The following is a 21,933-nucleotide window of genomic DNA, read 5'->3' as shown; positions in this document are numbered from 1 at the left end:
CACGTGTTACCACCCAAATTCCCCGTGCTTTTTGCAAAACACAGGCTCTGCCGGTCCTTCGACCGCCCATTAACGCTGGATCACGCCCCAGCCTTACGACAGCGTCTACATACACGTCTGCACGCTCGGAAGAGGTTCCTCCGGGACCATATTCCATCCTCCTCCCAGACCGGTTCTCAGCTCATCCGGCTCTCTGCACTGGGGGTGTGTCTGTACTTATCCCTTCACTGGAAATCATTATACGAAAAATATACTGAAATGCAGCCCTCTTTGTCAAGTCGGCAGCAGTACAACTACGACCTTGTCATCCGATCGTGCCGTTAATGACTCCACCTTCATCCCTCATCATGTACCATGACCGTTTTTTCTGTCTTTGGCGGAACCAAATCAACGCCACCGGGATGAAACGGATGGCATTTTGCGATACGCTTGGCAGCCAGCAGTGTACCTTTGAATGCGCCATGAACCTCGATCGCTTCCATTGCGTATGCCGAACAAGTCGGATAGAAGCGACATGTAGGTGGCTTCAAGGGAGAAATATAATTTCGATATACCCGAATGGGCGCCTGTGCCACTCTGCGGGATAGCTTCATGGTTAGTGTTTCCCGTGATCGTGTGAATGCCCAGTGGACACTTTCGCCGGAGCATATTCCGCACAATCTTTGCAGTATCCGAACACTTCAAATTTATGATCCACAACCTGAAACTGTTCTGGAGCATCTGCCAGCTGCATCGGACAAAAAACGATCGGATAGGTCTTCTGACATTTCAGACAGATCATATGATGGTGATGGTGATCTTCACTGCAATGCGCTCTGAATTTTACACCGTCTTCAAAAATGACCTGCTCCAGCACACCCAAATCCTGCATGACACGCAAGTTCCGATATACCGTGTCAAAGCTCAGTCCGCTGTAAGTCTTACCCATATATTCATAGACGTCCTTGGGTGTAAGATACCCAGGAGATTCGGCAAATAACCGGGCCAGTGTCTTCCGCTGATCCGTAATGCGAAGTCCCTGTGAGGACATAGTATTAATAATCTGTTCTGTCGACAGCATGACTTCAAGCACCTCCTGTCATACAAGCATTATGCATACATCCTAAGAGCAAATCCAAATTAGCAAAAAGCTGGATTACTAAGGTTTATTCGTCCAGATGCTACCCATTGGACTTCATGGGAATTACAATTATGCAACGCTGATACCATGCTTGTTATTATAATTCTAATAATGCCTCAAATTCGGATTAGAGTCAACGAAACGACTAGCGCACTGTTCACCTCAGATCATTAAAAAGGACCCCATTCACATGGAGTCCTTCTCTGACGGTTCAGAAGATCATTTCTTCGGGCGACTTTTGGGGTGATCGGGTATATGAAATATAAGCTTTCACTCCAAACCGTCCGTTCCTTGTTGCCTGGTCAAGATTACTTCTCAGCCGGAAGCGGGGTGAACAGCAGATTTACAGGAAGATTGCTTCCTGGTGCCGCTGAAAACAGAATGGTAACACTCTCACCATAAGAGCCTGTGCGATAGAGTACACTTTGCTCGTTAGGAGCGCTCAAGGATTTACCCTCGGAAATTTGTACAACCTGGCCGTTAACAAGTGCCACACCCGAATATTTACCGCCACGAGGGTTGAACGAGATCAGCGTACGCGGTGCTACGTTATTCAGTGTAATTTTATAAAGCACACCAAAGTTACCGGCGTTGGAAGCATCTGTGTAGGCCATCGGGTCTGTTCCGACAAGGTTTGGATCACTTGCATTGTCACCAAGCGGAAGACGGGAAGGCTTCGCACCTACTTCTTGATCATACGTGATGACACGTGTTGCATTCGGGTATGTTCCCCGGTTGTGAACACCGTCACGATCCAGTACAGGCAGCGTAGACCATACTTCCATCGGGTCTTTGTTTTCTTCAATCATAATAATGTTGTAGTCCAGTCTGTAATCGCTGAATACATCGGAGTACAGGGAAATGACCTGGCCCTTTTTCATCGGCAGGGCACTCAGTTCCGTAAGGATCAGCTTGCTCTCTCCAGGCTGCAGGATAACATCTGTTTTGCCAGTGCCTTCCTGCATGGATTTGAACCAGCGGTCAATCGACAGTTTCCCGGCAACAGTAGCAAACGGAGAAGGACCTGCGAAGCCCATGTTCTGCTGTTCCAGTGTCGCTGGATACATATTGTTGTTGGTAGCCACAACATACATTTTCACGTTTTTGCCCGTGTTGTTCACATGGTGAATCATGAAACGTGTTTGTCCAATGGAAGATTCCTTGTAGACAATCCCTTCGGTATTAACGGTTTCGGGACTGTTACTGCGAATCAGAATGCTTTGCTCATCATAGTAAGTGTACGGAACCTTCTCCATGGCAGGCACTTCTCCGCCATTAAAAGTGAACTTTCCACCTACCGGTGTGAACAATTGATTGAAATCGGAAAGAGTGTACAACGTTTCACCCGTGATATTGATGATTTTGGAGTAGCTGTTACTCAGACCGTGTTTGTCTGTAACGGTAATCGTAATCGTCTTCGGTCCAGGGACAAAGAATGCCAGTGCGTTGTTGTCCCACTCTGTTGTCTCAATGGCATTTTCGTCGTCTGTGCTTTGATCAATGTAGGTGATCTTTTCACCCATTTTGTACTCTTCCTTGTCTGTAGTGAACATCGCTACAGGAGGAAGATTCGGTTTTTGGACCTGGATTGTTACAGAGTAAGGATCACTCCATTGACCGCTTGAATCCTGGACAGCATACGTTACCGTATATGTACCTGGTTGGTCGAACGAATCCTGACGGCCAGTCCAGCGCTCATCCACAATATCCAGTCCTTTGGGAGAACTGTATTTCGTTGTGTATGTTACGTTGTCACCGGCAAAAACTTCTTTGGGTACCGTGAAACTGGCTACCGGTTTGGTACTCAGTTTCAATACCACCGTTTTGGCGGATTGGTTCACTGTATAAGTAATGTTGAGTGCCTGTGTAATTGAAGTCAGCGGCACCATAAACGTATTCTTTTGTTGGTAAGCAGCGCCCTTCATCGTTCTCGCTTCACCATTAACGGTATAGATTTTGCTGTTGGTCTTGAAACGCAGCTCATCTTCCCCGCTAATAATGATCGTTTCCTTGGTCGTGTTGTCGTACTTCACATCATAGCCAACTCGGTCAACCAGCGCGCGGATCGCTACATAGGATACACCATTTTTGACAGCCATCGGCTGTCCGGCAAGGTATGTCTTGCCATCTTGCACCATTTTATTGCTGTTCATGTACAGCGTCAGGTCTCCGCCGGCAGTTCCGGACTGACCACTAGTGGAAGGCTGCTCAACCTCTACAGGTGTAGGTGCTGGCGCTTCTTCCTCTGTACCTTCTGCATCTTCAGATTCAGCAGGAGTTGCAGGGTCAACTGGAGTAACGTCTGTACCTGATGATTCTGTGGATTCAGGATTCGTCTCCTCCGTTGTATCGTTATCGGAAGTCTGTGTACCTGATTGATCTTTTACTTCGGATTCCGCTATGGTTTGTTCTTTCTTAATAACCTCAACGGATTTAACTTTGGCTGTATTCACTGGTGTCGAATCGCTCTGATCAGCTGCCTGTGCATTCGCAGGAATGGCTGCAAACGCCTGAAAAACAGCTAAAGCGGTAAGTATAGACAATTTCTTCTTCAAATTCATTCTTTTTCTTTGGCTCCTTCTGCTCCCATTTTATTAATATCCCCCTCAAAAAGTCATACTATTAGACGCTTGTCACCGGGAAAAGTTGCTAAAAATAATAGATTAGAAATGTAAAGTTTTAATAGAGCGAAAACACTATGAAAATAATTAGTTATCATTTCATCATCATTCAAAGATTCAATTGATATATTCAACAAAAAAACCTTACCATTATATGGATGAATATCACCACATAATAGTAAGGCCGTCTTTATCACTTTAAAGTTAACTTAATCGGACGGGCAAGCTTCCACACGGATTCAGTTCACCCGTAATTAACAAGGAGAGTGCACGCACGACGGCAGGTGTATTTTCGTAAGTACATACGTAAGCTCCCGGCCTGGGTATTTCCAGCAGATCATAGGGATTACGCAAAGCTACAACAATTAATGAATGGTTTACACTCAGCCGTTCAATCAAGTAACGCTGACCTTTGGGAAGAACCCCGGCTGAGGTGTACGTGCATACAATGACTTGTTCTCCCTCCATCACACTTTTCGTAATTCGTTCTGCTTCTTCATATGACGGCTGTGTTGTTATTTTATGCTCCCGAACATGTTTTTTGTATTGCCCAAGCACCCTCCCAAGTGAATCCGAATGGGACCAAGGTTCATCTACCTCTGTTCGCTGTACAACCTCAGGCCATACAACAAACACATTTTGTTCGGGCTTTAATGGCAGTACACCGTCATTATGCACTACGGTAATGCTCTTGCATGCAATTTCATCTAACAGCACATTCTCCGGAACGGATGAAAACGAATATGGCATACTTAATTGTTCACTTGATTGTTCACTTAATTGATTACCGCAGCGTTTTTGCTTCCAATCCACGACACGCTCCAGTGCCAGGTCAATGATCTGCTCTTCGATGTCTCCATAGCGGACCGCTTCTACCACAGCATCTATAGCTGCAATTTGCTCCTCCAGGGTATGACTGACCAGAATCAAATCTGCTCCTGCCTTAACTGCACGAACAGCCGCATTCGCAACCCCATATGGTTTGGATATTGCGTGCATCTCCAGACAATCTGTAATAATAATTCCTTTAAACCCCATTTGTTCGCGCAGCAATTCATGTAATACGTTACGGGACAACGTTGCAGGAATAGGCTCAGGTTCAATTGCCGGAAAGATTACATGTGCGGTCATGATGGCATCCACACCTGCCTCAATGGCCCGGCGAAAAGGCCGCAGCTCCACCTGCTCCAGCCTTTGCCATTCATGCGGAACCGTTACCATGCCAAGATGTGAATCTACGGCTGTATCTCCATGCCCCGGAAAATGCTTCGCTGTTGCAGCTATGCCGCTGGACTGATATCCAGCAATGGCTGCCGCACCATGGACGGCGACGTTCTCGGCATTTTCCCCATAAGACCGCACGCCTATCACCGGATTAAGAACGTTATTGTTCACGTCAACAACGGGTGCAAGGTTCATATCGATCCCAATCCGCTTAAGCTCAGCCCCAAGAATCCGTGCACATTGATACGTATAGTCCGGATGACCTGTTGCGCCAAGAGCCATGCTTCCCGGTACTCTGGTAATCCCGTCCTTATCAATTCTCGCAACCATACCGCCTTCCTGATCTACCGAGATCATAAGCGGCAGCTCACTGCTTTTTGCGGCCAAACTCTGCAGCTCGGCAGACAGTCGGGTCAATTGTTCCACACTTTCCACGTTGCGCCTGAAGTAAATAACACCCCCAACATGGTAGTCCTGTATCAACCTTGTAATCTGTTCGTCCACTTGCTGTCCATGAAAACCGCACATAAACAGCTGACCCACCTTTTGCTCCAGTGTGAAATGTCCCCATGAGCTCATGTATGCATTTCCTCCTCCAATGAAGTGGCTACTCTATGGCTTTGCCTGTATTCGGACGGCTTCATATGAAAATGTTTATGGAATACCTTGGAGAAATAACGCCGCTCTTTATAGCCGGTGGCTTCCCCAATCGACGTAATGCTCCATTCCGTTGTACTCAATAACATCGCTGCTGTTTCCATCCGTTTCTGGGTCATATATTCAACAAATGTAACCCCGACATGGCTTTTGAACAGCTGACAAAAGTAACTCGAACTGATTCCCAGCCAATCCGCTACCTCATCTATGCCAAGATCATGATCCAGATGTGTATCCATATACTCACATGCAGACTTGATCCATTCCGAAACCGAAGGACGCGAGGCGCTTTGTTTCTGACAATGCCGGTATCGCTCAATAATCTGGTGGTCCAGACATACGGGCGTATCGTCCAGAATAATCCTTGTCTTCATTGCTGAATCTGTAGCAAAGATGGCATTAAGCCTCTTTTGAATACGCTGAGCTAGTTGATCTGCTCTGGTCTCCCATCCAAGCGAAGCCTTAAGCAATATCCCCCATTCTCCCTTACGGACGTGAGTTATGATGCTTCCTTCTATTACTTCTGTTAGATCTCTAAGATTGGTATGAATTTCATCATGCCATTGCTGATGCTGGTCAGCAGACCAGCCGATGGAATGGCGGAAATAACCTTCTGCATCCACAAGGATCAGGACATAGCGATCAGCAGAGGGGGACGTTTCCGAGGATTGCACTGGGAAGCATGCCAAATTTTCCTTTTCACCCCGCAGCAAATCGGTCACATGTTTGTGCCTGATCCAGTTTTCCATTTCTATACTTCGATGGCGTTCAGACTCACTTGTTATTCGTTTCTGAATAATTTGTTCGGTTAACTCACGTAATTTGTTCTCCAGATCCGAGTAATCAATGGGTTTGCATATGTATTCATGTACATTGTAACGGATGGCCGTTCGGGCATATTCGAACTGCTGATATCCGGTCAGCAAAATAATCTCACATGACTCGCCCCGCTCGCGCAGGATTCGAATAAGTTCCAAACCATCCATGGTAGGCATGCGGATATCGCACAGCATGATGTCAGGATGGCAATCAGCTACCTTATCCAGTGCTTCTATTCCACTTCTGGCCGTGCCCGTAATTTCAATCCCCATGTCCTCCCAGGGCAGGATCAGTCTCAAATTTTCCAAAATCGGCAGTTCATCATCAACAATCATTGCCGTCAGATTCATCTAGGCATCCCCCTGCTCATATCGTGGAATTATGCATTGAATTACTGTTCCATGGCCTGGAGCAGAACATATGAATATGCCATATCCCGCCCCGTATCGGATTCGTATCCGATCTGCCACACTTCGTAAGCCGAGTCCCCGGCGTTCAGCCATGGAGGATACGGACTGCTCCCCTTCTTTTGCATGCGAATGTTCCGGAGGATCCTCTGCCATGTATTCGAATCTCCCCATTATTTCCTGGGGAATGCCAAGTCCGTTATCCTCCACTTGCAGTATCAGATTATGGTGCAGCTCAAACGCACTGATTCGAAGTACTCCCTTGTACTCAATACCCTCGAAGCCATGCTGGATGCTATTTTCTACTAACGGCTGCAAGGTCAGTTTAAGTACGGAGGATGCATATAAATGAGTAGGAATATCCACTTCGTACGTAAACAATTCGCTGAATCTGTATTGCTGAATTTCAAGATAACTCTGAAGATGCCTTACTTCCTCGCCCAGTGGAATTTCTTCCTGATCCTGAATACTGATCCGAAGAATATTGCCAAGACGGTTTACCATTTCACTGACTTTCCGTCCCTCTCCCCGCATGGCCAACCCGTTGATGGATTCCAATGTATTGAACAGGAAGTGTGGTTTGATCTGAGCCTGCAGCACACGCAGTTCAGCCTTGGCTTTTTGCTGCTGCTCTGCCCGCACACGGCGAAACAGGCTTCCAATCCTGTCCAGCAGTTCATTGAATCCATGGGCAAGAAGCTGCATCTCATCGAATCCCTTACCCTCAACCCGTGCGTTGAAGTCACCATCCTCGACTCGCCGCATGAAGCGGACCAGCACCGCAATATTGCCGGTTATACGATTCATGAAAAACAGGTTGAAGACCATCGCAGCAAGAAGACAGACCAGAATAATAATCACCGACCAGCCTGCAAACACGTTCGTTTCAGCCGACAGCGCTTCCCAAGAAGTGACACTGATTAAACTCCAACCGTAGTTTTTCAGATGATACTGGGACAGGATACTCTCCGTGCCATCAAATACGGTCCGGATGCTGCTGAAGCCAGGGCCATAACTGGTTGCGTTTACACCGAGGTTCTCCATCTTCTCCCCACTGTATCGCCCGGATGGGTCATAGACTACCAAACCTTCTTCATTTATTAATAGAAAGGACGTATTTTGAGCGGAATCACTGATCTGCAAATGCCGGAAGATGCGATCGATCTCCCCCTTTTTGATTTGTACCACCAGAATTCCGATATTTTGAAAATAACTGAGTTCCTTCACTAACCTGATCTGCGTAAAGACAGGATCGTTACCGGTAAGTTCGGGATACTCAAGCGGGGCAAGCCATTTGGGCACGCCATTAAGCTGATGGATTTCCTGAAATAAAGGGTGTACCTTGAATTGCTGAAAAGGAAGCGTTTCAAAATTTTCCTTGGTAAATATGGAGACGATCTGATTGTTCTGGGACGAACGCAGATCATACAAGAAAGCATAGCTAATGAACGGATAGTTATATAGAAGAGATCGGAAATTGCGCTGGCTGGCATTGAGCGATAATTGATTACCGGTCCCGAGATCCTGCTTGGTCGGGTCTTTGGCGTTGAGTGCCATTTGAAATACCGACGTGGCGATCCCGTTATCCGTGACATTGTTTATCTGCTGAAAAACATTTTCGATATTATAACTAATGGCCTGGAGGGCATATTCGGCCTGTTGGTTGTATTTCTTCTCAATCGTATGTGAGGTGACCAGAAACATCCCGACACCCAGTGCACACATCGGTACAATGATTAACAGCAGAAATGCCAAGGCCAGCTTCATGCGCAAGTTCATATCCGTTCTCCCCAATAACCGCGTAGGCCATCAACCCTTGACGCCGCCTGCGGTCACACCTTCAATAATTTTCTCCTGTAGTATGGCGTAAATAACAATGACAGGCACAACACTATATACAATTCCTGCGGACATCTGGGCATAGTTCATCTGGTACTGATCACGAAACTGGACCATGCCTACAGGCAGGGTGCGCAGCTTATCTGTAGATAGGAAATAATTGGCGAGCAAAAATTCGTTCCAGTTGCCGAGGAAATTCACGATAAATACCGTAACGATGGCTGGAACTGTAAGAGGTATCACTATTTTAGCAAAGATCCCCGGGGCCCTCAAGCCATCCATTACCGCTGCTTCCTCTATCTCTCCGGGGAGTGATCTCATAAAAGCAGCCAGTATGATAATCGTAAAAGGAATGGCATTCGCTACATAGGGAACAATCAAAGCCAGATGCGTGTCCAATATGCCCAGCTTGCGGACGAGCAAATAAATGGGCAGCATCAGCGCATTGTTCGGAATAAGCATGCCGGCCAGTATAAGACTATAGAGAATCAGGCTCCACTTGCGGTGTCTCATCCGGGTTACAGCAAAAGCAAACATGGCACCCAGTATAATGGTTCCTGCCGAAGAGAGCACCGAAATGTACATGCTGTTCCAGAAATACGTACCAATTTTGGCGTTGACCCAGGCTTCCACGTAATTGCTGAACACCCAGTTAGTTGGCAGACCAAACGGATGGAGAGCAATTTCATTGTTATCCTGTTTGAATGAAGAGAAGATAACGAATAAAAAGGGAAATAAAATAGCGATCAAATATAACATCAACAACACATGAGGAATACTGGCTCGTATATTCTTTACCATCAATACTCCACCCTTTCGTTGTGCCTTGCCACGAGCAGTTGGTACACAGCCGTCAGCACAAGTGTCAGAGCAAAGATCAGAACCGCTACCGTATTGCCGTACCCATATTTAAAATTGGTAATCGCATATTTGATCATATACGTAGCAAGCACCTCGGTGGAGCCGGCCGGTCCGCCTTTGGTCATTACAAGCACAATATCTGCTGCCTTCATCGCTCCGGCAATGGACAACATAATGACAACCGAAATAATGGGCCTGATGAGCGGCAGCGTAATTCGGGTGGCCCGCTGCACTGCCGTCGCACCATCGATGGCTGCTGCTTCGTCCAGATCACGGGGAATGGCGAGAATGGCCGCCAGTACCATGACAATGTAAAATCCGGTCCACTGCCAGGCATTGGTCACAAGAATGGACAGCATCGCGAAACGATTATCCGAAAGCCAATAAACCGGCGGAATGCCAAACGTATTTAGCAGTTGATTCAACAGCCCGATGTTGGGCTCATAGATAAATCCCCACAAAATGCCGATGACTGCCGTCGACATAATAGAAGGTAAAAAAACAGCCGTTTTGTATACTCCCTTTAATCGTTTGACATTGGCAATAAGCAATGAAAATAATACAATCAGCGGAACCTGGATCAATACGGAAAATCCGATAAAAAAGCCATTATTCCGTGTGGATATCCAAAACCGTTCATCGGTTAAAGCCTTGGCATAATTCGACAAACCCACAAATCGTGGGTCTGTCGAAACGCCATTCCAGCTGGTCAAGCTATAGTACAGTGAGCTGCCAATCGGATACAGGAAAAACATGACAAACAAGATCAATGCCGGTAATACAAACAGCGTGTAGATGAGTGGGCTGCGGAGTGAAGTATTCATATTCAGCCTCCTTCAGTAACTTCAGTTGCAGCTTTGGGTAGAGTAGATTCATTATTCCACGGAAGCGTTGGCTTCCTCCTGAACTTGCTGCAGCTCCTCCGCCATCTTCTCCGGCGTGGTCTGTCCGCCAACTAGTTTTTGAATCTGCAGATTGCTGATCTCGGTGGTCACATCCGCCTGTACCAGCGCATCAAAGGCTGGGAATGATGTCTGGGATGCATTCAGGACAGCAACGATTTCCTTCATCAGCTCGTCAGTAATGCTGTCCGTTAATACCTTCTCATCCAGCTTCATGGCAGGAAGGACTCCATCTTCTACAAGTCCACGCACCTGCATGTCTTCATTATAGAAGTTTTTGATGAACGCTTTTACCGCTTCCAGCTTCTGAGGATCTTCCGCTACAGATGCCGAGAAGCCATATCCATTATTGACATCACGCATGAGGGAAGTCTGATCTCCTACGCCATTCTCTACCGGCGGCATATTGAAGAATCCAACCTTGCCGATCAACGATTCCCCGCTCTGTCCTTCCTTGAATACAGATGATTTCCATGTTCCGTCATACATCAATACCGCTTCACCACTTGTGAATTGAGTCGTGTATTCAGCGTATTCGAAGCCGAGCTCGCCTTTTTTGAAATACCCCTTATCGACCCATTCCTTATGCTTCGCAAAACCTTGAATCACACCCGGATCGGTCCACTTGGCTTCACCAGTTGCAAACTTCGCAGTAATCTCGGGACCGGCATAACGGGACCACAGATGGTTCGTCAACATCAGCGGGACCCAGCCGGCCTTGGAAGCAGAGGCAAGAGGCACTTTCCCATCTGCTTTGATCTCGGCCAGCATATTATCAAGCTCAGCCATGGTCGTTGGTGCTTGCCAGCCCTTTTTTGCAAAATATTCTTTGTTATAGAAAAAACCTTCGCCTGAACCACCAATCGGCAATCCATACACTTTGCCTTCATACGTGAACGGTTCAAGGGATGTAAACTGATCCTGAATGCCCAGCTCTTGCAAAATCGGTGTCAGATCCAGCAGCATGCCTTCCTTGGCATACACTTTGGAGTCCGGGCTCCCGAACAGTTCGAAAATATCCGGTGGATTGCCGGCCGCCATTTCCCCGCGAAGCTTTTCCTTCCGGTTCACATCTGATTCAACCCCGTCCAGCGTAAAGGTCAGATTAGGGACCTCACTTTCCACTTTGTCGACGACGTCCTGCAGAATGGCCAGCCGTTTCTGTTTATCCGCCCCTACTTGGGTGTGACGAAGCAGCATTTCCACCGGTTCCTTGCTCGTCTCCGGTTCGGAGCCTGAGGCTCCCTGCGGATTTTCGTTCCCTGAGCCCGAACATGCAGCCAGCGTCCAGGACGTAACCAGCAGCAGTGAGAGCAGCATTATCATTCTTTTTTTCATCGTCGTTGACCCTCCTCGGCATATTGCGCATTTGGTTTTACACTCTGATTATAAAAAGCCGGAGCTACCATCGTAAGGATGACAATTCATCAATGAGGGGATAAAATCCTTCACTGAACAAGCCTTTTCGTAATCCTCATGTAAAATGCAACAAAAAACAGCCCTTGCGACGTCTGTCGCAAAGACTGTTTGAAGAGTGGGTCCATTTTATGGAATATTCATTTTCTATCGGACCCATGGATATGGATCATTTTGCCCGAGCAAGTGTGTCTGTCGTTTCTTTCCGCCCCTGTTCAATCAAGCGATAAGCCCGTTCCACATCTTCTTCGGTAGGAGACGGAACGCCTTCGAGCGGATATACTTTTCCCAGTGCCTGCCATTTGTATATGCCCATCTGGTGATATGGTAAAATCTCAAACTTCTCCACACCATTCAATGTTCCGATATAGCGTCCCAGGTTAAGCAGATCTTGTTCATCATCATGAATGCCTGGCACGTATACGTGCCGAATCCACATTTTCCGGCCATGATCCGATAACCAGCGGGCCATCCGAAGTGTTCTCTCATTGGATTTCCCAGTAAGCTTGATATGCTTTTCATCATCGATATGTTTCAGATCCAGCATGACCAGATCCGTATGGTCCAACAAGTCAAGAATACGTTCAGGTTCATTGTAGCCGTTGCTGTCCAGGGTGGTGTGCAGTCCCCAGCGCCGCTTCACTTCTTTGAAAACCTGGCCGACGAACTGAGCCTGCAGCGTCGGTTCGCCTCCCGATACCGTAAGTCCGCCACCCGAACTGCGATAATAGGTCAAGTATGGCTCGATCTCAGCGAGAACTTCCTCCACGCTCATATCCCGGCCTCCATCAAGCGCCCATGTATCCGGGTTGTGACAATATTGGCATTTCAGGTGACATCCCTGCATAAAAAGCACGAAGCGGATGCCTGGGCCGTCAACCGTCCCGAAAGTTTCGAGTGAATGAATATGTCCGTTAACCATGCTGCCTCTTCCTTTCTGTATCCGCATCCGCTGTGCGTTTATGATGGTGATCTACTCCTGTTTACCGTGTTATTACATCGAACCGTGGAAGGTCCGGTTAATGACATCCAGCTGCTGCTCACGCGTCAATTTGATGAAGTTTACGGCATATCCGGATACCCTTACGGTCAATTGTGGATAGTTTTCCGGATGCTCCATGGCGTCAATCAACTGCTGACGATCGAACACGTTCACGTTCAGATGGTGAGCACCTTGACCAAAATAACCGTCCATCATGGCAACCAGATTGGATTTGCGCGTATCGGACTCTTTACCGAGCGCTTTAGGCACAATCGAGAATGTGTTGGAAATACCGTCCAGGCTGTGTTCATAAGGCAATTTGGCTACAGAACCCAGGGATGCCAGAGCTCCTTTTTTGTCACGTCCATGCATCGGGTTGGCACCTGGAGCAAACGGTTCGCCTGCTTTACGTCCATCCGGTGTTGTACCGGTTTTTTTGCCGTACACCACATTGGATGTGATGGTCAATACAGATTGGGTTGGAATGGCATTGCGGTACGCTTTATGTTTGCGGATCATGCCCATGAAGCTCTCTACCAGTTCAACCGCGATGCTGTCGACACTGTCTTCATTGTTACCGTAACAAGGGAAGTCTCCTTCAATTTCAAAATCAACGGCGATTCCTTGCTCGTTACGAATCGGTTTAACCTTTGCATATTTAATTGCACTCAGGGAGTCGGCTGCAACGGACAGGCCGGCAATACCACAGGCCATGGTACGTACGATATCGCGGTCATGCAGAGCCATCTCGATCCGTTCATAACTGTATTTGTCATGCATGTAGTGGATTACGTTAAGAGTATTCATGTACAGTTTAGCCAGCCATTCCATCATCGGTTTGAACCGTTTCATGACCTCATTGTAATCCAGCACTTCGCTTGTAATGGCCGGATATTCCGGTCCCACCTGTGCTCCGGATTTCTCGTCGCGTCCACCATTGATCGCATACAGCAGTGCTTTTGCCAGGTTGGCACGAGCGCCGAAGAACTGCATTTGTTTACCGATCTTCATGGCCGATACACAGCAGGCAATCCCGTAATCGTCTCCGTAGATGGGACGCATCAGATCATCATTCTCATATTGGATGGAGCTGGTTTCAATGGACACTTTGCTGCAATACTCTTTGAATGCCTCCGGAAGTTTGGTAGACCAGAGTACGGTCAGGTTTGGTTCCGGTGCTGGTCCCAGATTGTGCAGCGTGTGCAGGAAACGGAAGCTGTTTTTCGTTACGCGTGTTTCCCCGTTCACGGACATCCCGCCGATGGACTCGGTTACCCACGTCGGGTCACCGCTGAAGAGCTCGTTGTAATCCGGTGTACGCAGGAATTTGACGATCCGCAATTTCATGACAAAATGGTCAACGAGTTCTTGAGCCTGTTCTTCGGTCAGGATGCCTTCCTGCAGATCACGTTCAATGTAGATATCCAGGAATGAAGATACACGTCCAAGGGACATTGCAGCACCGTTTTGTTCTTTGATGGCAGCGAGGTAACCGAAGTACAGCCATTGGAACGCCTCTTTCGCTGTGGTAGCCGGCAGGGAAATATCGAAGCCATGCATTTCGCCCAGCTGCTTCAATTCCTGTAGAGCCCGGATTTGTTCGGATAACTCTTCACGCAGACGAATGACATCTTCATCAATGACATCCACTTCAAGAGCGTTCAGTTCTCCTTTTTTCGCGCGGATCAGGAAGTCCACCCCGTACAGAGCAACCCGGCGGTAATCGCCGATGATCCGACCGCGGCCGTAAGCATCAGGCAGACCTGTAATGATGCCGGCTTTGCGCGCTGCGCGCATCTCGGATGTATACGCATCGAATACACCCTGATTATGTGTTTTGCGAATATTAGTAAATATATCAATGACTTCTTGAGGCATTTCGAAGCCGTAAGCCTGACATGCATCAATCATCATGCGAATTCCGCCTGTAGGCTGAATGGAACGTTTGAATGGAGCATCGGTTTGCACACCGACGATCTGTTCCTTGGATTGATCCAGATACCCTGGTTGGTGAGACACGATCGTTCCCGGAGTGTTTACGTCCACATCCAGTACACCGCCGTTATCCCGTTCTTTTTTGGTCAGATCAGATACGATGTCCCACAGGTCTTTGGTGTTCTGTGTTGCCCCTGCGAGAAATGCTTCATCCCCGTAATACGGAGACAGGTTGTGTGCCAGAAAATCATTCACATCCACGGATTTGGTCCATGTGCCTTTCGTAAAGTTTCTCCAGCCTGTTTGTTGTTTTACGTCTTTTTCGATCACCGACATAGTAATCCCTCCACAAATTTGGATTTCCGGACACATGACAGGGTGCAAGCAAAATCGTCTCATCTGTGCCCAGAGCCGCGATTAATGTGAACTTTTTCACATATCAGCCGGAACACGTTCTCTCTACATGGGAACCGGAACCGCGGGATGGATGTTTTTCTTACATTTTCAGTATACGTCTTGCGGGTTTCACCATCTGTGATTTTTATCACAAAGTTAGTGAACTTCCTCACTCCACCATTGCAGGATCATGGTGAAGGTAAAAGTTTACACCGGATCACTGCGTGGTAGAACAACCTTCCAATCGCTGTTATCTCCAGATTTTTTCGTTCCCTTTTCAAAGGGAAAAATCCGGAGATAAACGCGAACGCTTCGCTTTTACAGGTTATTTCTCCCCCTCCGTTGTTGTGTAAAATGTTAACTTCAACGGATCCCCAAAGGATTCCGTCATCGACAAAAAGACGGCAATCGGGGCTCCCCTCCCGGGGAACCCTGAACCTATTGCCTAAACCTTGCTGTTAACGATACTGTTTATTCAAACCGTCCGTAGAACGCATTGCGGTAAACGTCTGCCAGTTCAGTCACCAGCGGCAGTTTCGGATTGGCAGTTGTACATTGGTCTTCGAAAGCACGATCGGCCAGGTAATCTACATGAGCTTCAAAATCCTTGGCATCAAATCCGATTTCCTGGAACGATTCCTCAATACCAAGTGTTTTGTTCAGTTTGCGAATTGCATTGATGAGGCTGTTCACCCCTTCTTCTGTAGTTCGTGCAGGCAATCCCAGAATTCGAGCAATTTCAGCATACCGCTCATCTGCCACAAAGTGCGAATATTTCGGGAATGATGCAAATTTGGTTGGTTTTTTCGCGTTGTAACGAATGACGTGCGGCATCAGGATTGCATTGGTACGTCCATGTGCGGTGTGATACTGTCCGCCCCATTTGTGCGCCAAGCTGTGGTTAATCCCCAGGAACGCGTTAGCAAAAGCCATACCGGCAATCGTCGAAGCATTATGCATTTTCTCACGTGCCAGTTTGTCCCCTTGCAGCGCCGATTGCTCCAGGTATTGGAATACCAGCTGGATCGCTTTGATCGCCAGACCATCCGTGTAATCATTTGCCATAACCGATACATAAGCTTCAATGGCATGAGTCAGTACGTCCATACCTGTATCTGCAACCGCTGTTTTCGGCAGTGAATAGACGAATTCAGGGTCTACGATGGCTACATCCGGTGTAAGCTCATAGTCTGCCAGTGGATATTTGGTGTTGCCCAGATTTTTATCTGTGATTACGGCAAACGATGTTACTTCCGATCCTGTACCCGATGTTGTCGGAATCGCTACGAATTTTGCTTTTGATCCAAGGCGTGGGTATTTATAGATCCGTTTACGGATATCCATGAATTTTTGCTTCAGATCGTTGAAGTCCGTGTCCGGATATTCATAGAACAACCACATGGCTTTGGCAGCGTCCATTGGTGATCCACCACCAAGAGCGATAATGCAGTCAGGCTGGAAGCGGCGCATCATTTCTGTACCGCGGTCTACCGTTGTTGTTGATGGATCGGGCTCTACATCCGAGAATACTTCGATTGCTACCGGCATTTGGCGTTGACGCAGATAATGCTCCACTTTTTCCACATAGCCCAGTTTGACCATCATGGCATCCGTAACGATGGCTACGCGAGTAATATCAGGCATTTTGGCCAGATACTGCGTTGCTCCTTTTTCGAAGTACACTTTGTTTGGCACTTTGAACCATTGCATATTCACGGTACGGCGAGCCACCCTTTTCACGTTGATTAAGTTGACGGCAGTGACATTCGATGAGGTCGAGTTACGGCCATATGAACCGCATCCCAGGGTCAATGACGGCATGTTTGTGTTGTAGATGTCCCCAATGGCACCGTGTGTGGATGGCGAATTCACGATGATCCGTCCTGTTTGCAGACGATCCGCAAATTTGCTTATCACTTCTTCGTTATTCGAATGAATAACAGAGGAGTGCCCCATGCCGCCAAAGGCAACCACTTCCGCAGCACGCTCAATCCCTTCAGCTGCCGTTTTTACTTTGTAACAAGCGAGTACGGGACTTAATTTCTCTGCAGACAGTGGGAACTTGGTGCCGACGCCTTCAATCTCTGCTACAAGAATTTTGGTGCCAGCCGGGACTTCGATACCACACATTTGCGCAATGGTTACTGCCGATTGACCGACAATCGCCGGGTTAACGGCACATTTCTCCGCATTGATGGCACCTGCTGTCAATTTCGCAGCTTCATCCTTATTGACAAAATAACAACCGTTCGCAATCATTTTCTTTTTCACCTGATCAAAGATCGGCTCTTCGATGATGACTGCTTGCTCGGAAGCGCAAATCATGCCGTTATCAAACGATTTGGACAAGATCAGATCCGTTACCGCCTGATTAATATCTGCCGTTTTCTCGATAAAGCAAGGTACATTCCCTGGTCCAACGCCGAGTGCCGGTTTACCACAGCTGTACGCTGCGCGTACCATTGCTGATCCACCTGTCGCCAGAATGAGCGCTACATCGTTATGATTCATCAGTGCATTCGTGCGGTCCATGGAAGGATCATCAATCCACTGGATACAGTCGGCCGGAGCACCATGCTTCACTGCGGCTTCCAGCAGAATTTTGGCGGCTTCGCGGCTGCAGTTCTGAGCTGATGGGTGGAAACCAAAGATGATTGGGTTACGTGTTTTGATGGAAATCAACGCCTTGAACATCGTGGTGGATGTCGGATTGGTCACCGGGGTAATTCCCATGATAATGCCGACTGGCTCCGCTATTTTCTGGAAGCTCTCGTACTCGTTATCTTCAATTACACCTACGGTTTTGTCATATTTGATGCTGTGATACACATATTCTGTTGCAAAGATATTTTTGGTGATTTTATCTTCATACACTCCGCGGCCGGTTTCTTCCACCGCCATTTTGGCAAGCATCATGTGTTTGTCCAGACCTGCCAGTGCCATGGCTTGCACGATGCGGTCAATCTGTTTTTGATCCATGGACATGAATGCTGCGTGTGCTTTATTCGCTTTGTCAATTAACGTTTGAATATACTGACCTGCTGTCGGTTCTTTTGCTGGGGCGACTTCGTTCTTTACAGCCATCTCCCTCATCCTCCTAAAGGTTCGTATTGGTTTTTGGTTTGTCTCTCTTCTTTACGTACACATCGTAACATGTCGAAAAGGTTAATTATGTGATTATTTTCACAAAGTATAACAAATTTAATTTAAGTTTTTTGGAGTTCCTTCCACAGGTCATTTTCACTTCCTATTTAAACTATATAGCTGTCAAATGCAGCCTTCCCTCTCCAAAGTGAATTTAATCACAATGTTTGAAATTTCGCCATTTTTGCCACCTTTCCATGCCCCTCAAACGGTAAGATTAGGTATATACTGAACTTAAAAATTGAACCACCGCAATTTGTACCGTCCTCCCCGGCGGAGATGACCCTAATCAGGACGGTAACGATTGCGGCGAACCATGGAGTGGGGACTGCATGTTTGTAATCCCCCTCCAGTGGATACAAAGGGGAGATAGACTTATGAGAGAACAACTGAGTGTCATGGAAAAACGCGGCAATACCAACTGTTTCTCGGAAGTGAATTTCAATCATCTGCTCGTAACCATGAAAGACCGTACCTATCCTGAAGGGACCCACCTGTATTGGGAAGGTGATGTGTCCGACAAACTTTATTATATGAAAAGGGGCCGTGCCCAGATCACCAAATCAACAGATGAAGGCAAAGAACTTATCATGTACATGTACCAGTCCGGTGATATGATTGGTCAGGCAGATCCGTTCTTCGGTTCCAAGCATACGTTCTCGGCGGAAGTGCTGGAAGACAGTGAAATCGGTGTACTGGAGCATAAAGACCTGGAGATGCTGATCTGTCAGCATTGTGATTTCGCCATTGATTTTATGAAATGGATGGGCATACATCACCGCTTAACCCAAACCAAGTTCCGTGACCTGATGTTATACGGTAAACCTGGTGCGCTCTGTTCCACCTTGATCCGATTGTCCAATTCTTATGGCGAGCCCCACGGCGATCACGTGATTATTCATAAAAAAATTACCCACACGGATCTGTCCAACATGATTGGAGCTACCCGCGAAAGTGTGAACCGCATGCTTAGCGATTTGCGCAAAAAAGATGCCATTGAATATGATAACGGCATGATTGTTATTAAGGACCTGAAGATGCTCCAAGGCATCTGTCATTGTGAATTATGTCCCAATGAGATCTGCCGCATCTAAGCATTAAGTGCTTGAAGTCATCACCTTTCGGTACTAAGCTTAATCTATACGTGACATGAAAAAAGCCCGTCCTCCTGCAGAGGTCCGGGCTTTATAATTATGTTTAAGATGCCGTTAACTGTAATTTAACCGCATCCCGTGGATTCAACTTCATATCCAAACCATTTTCCATCAGTTCCTTATCATTCACCATGATTACCCAACGCTGATTCATGCGAGGAACAACATTTTCAACCGAAACGACGTATTTGTTGTTTTCCGACATTCTGACGATGCCGCTGGACTTAAGTACATCCCGAACCGTGCACTCCTGGATATAGACACCCGCATATTGACGATTAAGGTCTGGCATAATATTGCCGCCGCTGATCTTGAGCAGGGTTGTCTGATATGCAACACCTTCTCCTGTACTGTCGGCGGCTTTTACGTAAATGATCACTTCATCCTTGGCATGAAGCTCCATGCCCCAGTTTTCCGGATCAATATCCTTGCCGTTTAGCTTAACTGCCCAGCTTAGCGAGGAATCAAGTGAAACTTCCCCTACGGATTGAATCCGCTTGCCGTCGGCCGTAAAATCAACCAGACCACTGTTCAATAGCGCCTTCTTAAGCGTGAGTCCTTCACTAAAATCCCTCTTAATCGACTTCGTTGCATCAGGCAAAAAAGTGCTTCCATCGACAGCAACGGTAATGGTATTGGAAGTATCGGTCTCCTTGACCACCGGCTGTTCAGAAGGCTGTGTCTCTGTACATCCGGCTAGAATTGCCATAATAAGCAAACATAAACCGATGTAACCGGGGAACTTCTTCATCATGTCGGTAACACCACCCTGCGTAAAATCTTCACCCTGTTGTCCATAACTTCTATTATGGCACAATATTCATCCAAAAAAAGTGTCAATGCCGTTACTTTTCTTCCATATTCCTTCCTGCAGCACAAAGAGCCCACTAACGGGCTCCTTCGTTCGGATCGTTCAACCCTTATATTTATTTACCCTCTATTGAACACAAGCCTGCATATAAGTCCGGCCCCCGTCCCCATTTTTCAGGTACGGATTAAGCCCATGGAACTGTTCCTCCGACACATATACACCTGTCAAAAGTCGCCCTTCGAGCAGCTCTCCATCCATCTGTACACAGAATGTAGGAGCTGTTACGTATTCCTGATACAGCGGGATCTGACTGTACGGATGGTGAATCTTGAAGAGCTTGCCCTGCTCATGCAGGGGACGTTCTGAGAAGTATGTCGGTACAATGTACCGGGCGATGACATCCAGCTCTTGTGTGGTATAAAAAGCTTCATCACCAAGCCATGGTGCCAGCAGCCTGATTTTTTCATATTGAGACCATACAATGGCTTGAATTAGCATTTCGGGTTTCACATATCTTCGTTTCCCGGCAGTTCCAATAAGCTGACCACGTGGAAAATCATCATCCAGCTTATCCTGCACAGATCCCTGGTATTTTAATTCACAACCAATGCATTTCCAGCCTGACGATGTCTGAATCCACTTTTGCAGGACAACCGGAGCCAGTTCCTGCCCGGTGCTGTTTCCAAGTGTAGATGCTTCCCCTGGGTCCGGGTTACCCACGCGGGGATTAACATAATATTTAAACAGTTCCGCAGCTTTTTTGTAAATCAGATGAACCTGAATGGATGCGCTCTCAAGTTCCGCAATATCTTGCTTGCCGTAGCGTACTTCACGGGATAAGCTTTCTTCTCTCATGACAAGTGGCCTCCTCGCTCCGGCCGCCTGCGGCCATTTTTCTTAAATTATACTATAACTTCTGTCAATATGTGCAAGGCCTGCAGGAAAAAGGTGGTTTCTTTCTACCTTCCTGTATATTGAACAGACAAGCCGTGATGACTGATTAAGCATATAAGACAAAAAACTCCTGATTTCAGCGAAATCAAGAGCTCTCTGTTGTCAGGTCACATCATTGAGCCTGGACATATGAATCGTTTAATCTACCCATTGCTCTGCCCAATCCTGAATTTGGTTCATTACAGGCTGCAAAGCTTTCCCTTTTTCTGTTAGCTCGTATTCAATACGAACCGGCGTCTCGGGATAAACATGACGAATCAGAATACCTTCACTCTCCAGATCCTTCATCCGTTCAGATAACATCTTGTCACTCATCGACGGAATCAGGTTGGAAATATCCTTGAATCGCTTAGACCCACTCATCAACGTTTGAATAATCAGACCGTTCCAGCGTTTGCCCAAAAACGAGAATGCCGTCTCAAAACGCGGACACATCCGTAAATCTTGGCCTTCCACATTAATCACCTCTTTAGAGATCACTGAACTTACATTTAGTTAGTATATTTCATAATAACACATTTACGTCACAAAGAAAACGTCTGCCGTAAAAAAGTTAAAATTTAATAGGCATCTTTGCACTTTGACTATACAACAAGTATACCTCAGGACGATTCGATGAACCATGGCAAATATCGTATAACTCCCATGTACCTATCTTACCCAAAAAGAACCCAACTGCCACAGTCATACT

General features: G+C 47.0%; 16 protein-coding genes. 1 reads left to right on the top strand and 15 read right to left on the bottom strand.

Features of this window, described 5'->3' with window-relative positions:
- Window positions 1–335: 335 nt before the first annotated feature.
- The 12 genes from yidD to adhE all read right to left on the bottom strand — a co-directional run bounded on the left by yidD (window position 336) and on the right by adhE (window position 18,263).
- Window positions 336–593 carry a membrane protein insertion efficiency factor YidD gene (gene yidD, locus ABIC22_RS19250; protein WP_354483165.1) on the bottom strand — a complete coding sequence of 86 codons (258 nt, stop codon included), beginning with the start codon at window positions 591–593 and terminating at the stop codon, window positions 336–338.
- 2 nt (window positions 594–595) lie between these two features.
- The gene (locus ABIC22_RS19245; RefSeq protein ID WP_127537918.1) at window positions 596–1,060 is read right to left on the bottom strand and encodes a Fur family transcriptional regulator; all 465 of its coding nucleotides are present in this window, start codon (window positions 1,058–1,060) and stop codon (window positions 596–598) included.
- A gap of 368 nt (window positions 1,061–1,428) precedes the next feature.
- Window positions 1,429–3,681, bottom strand: a complete 2,253-nt coding sequence (locus ABIC22_RS19240; RefSeq protein WP_354483163.1) for a stalk domain-containing protein — start codon at window positions 3,679–3,681, stop codon at window positions 1,429–1,431.
- Window positions 3,682–3,945: 264 nt separating this feature from the next.
- Complete coding sequence (gene nagZ, locus ABIC22_RS19235) at window positions 3,946–5,544, bottom strand: beta-N-acetylhexosaminidase (protein ID WP_354483160.1); 1,599 nt, start codon at window positions 5,542–5,544, stop codon at window positions 3,946–3,948.
- A complete protein-coding gene (locus ABIC22_RS19230) occupies window positions 5,541–6,791 on the bottom strand; it encodes a response regulator (protein ID WP_354483158.1) in 1,251 nt (416 codons plus the stop codon). Before ABIC22_RS19230 ends, nagZ begins: the two co-directional genes overlap by 4 nt.
- Window positions 6,792–8,627 carry a cache domain-containing sensor histidine kinase gene (locus ABIC22_RS19225; RefSeq protein WP_354483155.1) on the bottom strand — a complete coding sequence of 612 codons (1,836 nt, stop codon included), beginning with the start codon at window positions 8,625–8,627 and terminating at the stop codon, window positions 6,792–6,794. It lies immediately after the preceding gene.
- A 30-nt stretch (window positions 8,628–8,657) separates the two neighbouring features.
- On the bottom strand, window positions 8,658–9,488 hold the full coding sequence (locus ABIC22_RS19220) for a carbohydrate ABC transporter permease (RefSeq protein ID WP_354483152.1): 831 nt from the start codon (window positions 9,486–9,488) through the stop codon (window positions 8,658–8,660).
- Window positions 9,488–10,372, bottom strand: coding sequence for a carbohydrate ABC transporter permease (locus ABIC22_RS19215; protein ID WP_095359303.1), 885 nt, complete (start codon window positions 10,370–10,372; stop codon window positions 9,488–9,490). Before ABIC22_RS19215 ends, ABIC22_RS19220 begins: the two co-directional genes overlap by 1 nt.
- A 51-nt stretch (window positions 10,373–10,423) precedes the next feature.
- Window positions 10,424–11,788 (bottom strand): ABC transporter substrate-binding protein, encoded by a 1,365-nt coding sequence (locus tag ABIC22_RS19210; protein WP_127537912.1) that lies wholly within the window; start codon window positions 11,786–11,788, stop codon window positions 10,424–10,426.
- A gap of 247 nt (window positions 11,789–12,035) precedes the next feature.
- Window positions 12,036–12,788, bottom strand: a complete 753-nt coding sequence (gene pflA / locus ABIC22_RS19205) for a pyruvate formate-lyase-activating protein (protein WP_354483148.1) — start codon at window positions 12,786–12,788, stop codon at window positions 12,036–12,038.
- A gap of 72 nt (window positions 12,789–12,860) precedes the next feature.
- Entirely contained in the window at window positions 12,861–15,119 is a 2,259-nt protein-coding gene (pflB, locus tag ABIC22_RS19200) for a formate C-acetyltransferase (RefSeq protein ID WP_354483145.1), read from the bottom strand.
- A 531-nt stretch (window positions 15,120–15,650) separates the two neighbouring features.
- Complete coding sequence (gene adhE, locus ABIC22_RS19195) at window positions 15,651–18,263, bottom strand: bifunctional acetaldehyde-CoA/alcohol dehydrogenase (protein WP_127537909.1); 2,613 nt, start codon at window positions 18,261–18,263, stop codon at window positions 15,651–15,653.
- 437 nt (window positions 18,264–18,700) lie between these two features.
- Between adhE and ABIC22_RS19190 the strand changes: the two genes are divergently transcribed.
- Complete coding sequence (locus tag ABIC22_RS19190) at window positions 18,701–19,417, top strand: Crp/Fnr family transcriptional regulator (protein ID WP_095290364.1); 717 nt, start codon at window positions 18,701–18,703, stop codon at window positions 19,415–19,417.
- A gap of 103 nt (window positions 19,418–19,520) precedes the next feature.
- Here the strand turns inward: ABIC22_RS19190 and ABIC22_RS19185 are convergent, their stop codons facing one another.
- From ABIC22_RS19185 to ABIC22_RS19175, 3 genes are all read right to left on the bottom strand, one after another.
- Entirely contained in the window at window positions 19,521–20,231 is a 711-nt protein-coding gene (locus ABIC22_RS19185; protein ID WP_127537908.1) for a hypothetical protein, read from the bottom strand.
- A gap of 183 nt (window positions 20,232–20,414) precedes the next feature.
- Window positions 20,415–21,143 carry a hypothetical protein gene (locus tag ABIC22_RS19180; RefSeq protein WP_354483140.1) on the bottom strand — a complete coding sequence of 243 codons (729 nt, stop codon included), beginning with the start codon at window positions 21,141–21,143 and terminating at the stop codon, window positions 20,415–20,417.
- 237 nt (window positions 21,144–21,380) lie between these two features.
- Window positions 21,381–21,677, bottom strand: coding sequence for a winged helix-turn-helix transcriptional regulator (locus tag ABIC22_RS19175; protein WP_148565210.1), 297 nt, complete (start codon window positions 21,675–21,677; stop codon window positions 21,381–21,383).
- Between the last annotated feature and the right edge of the window lie 256 nt (window positions 21,678–21,933).

Source organism: Paenibacillus sp. PvP094 (assembly GCF_040546835.1).
Lineage (GTDB): Bacteria > Bacillota > Bacilli > Paenibacillales > Paenibacillaceae > Paenibacillus > Paenibacillus illinoisensis.
Note: the sequence above shows the minus strand (reverse complement) of the source record. Positions and strands in the feature narration are given on the sequence as shown.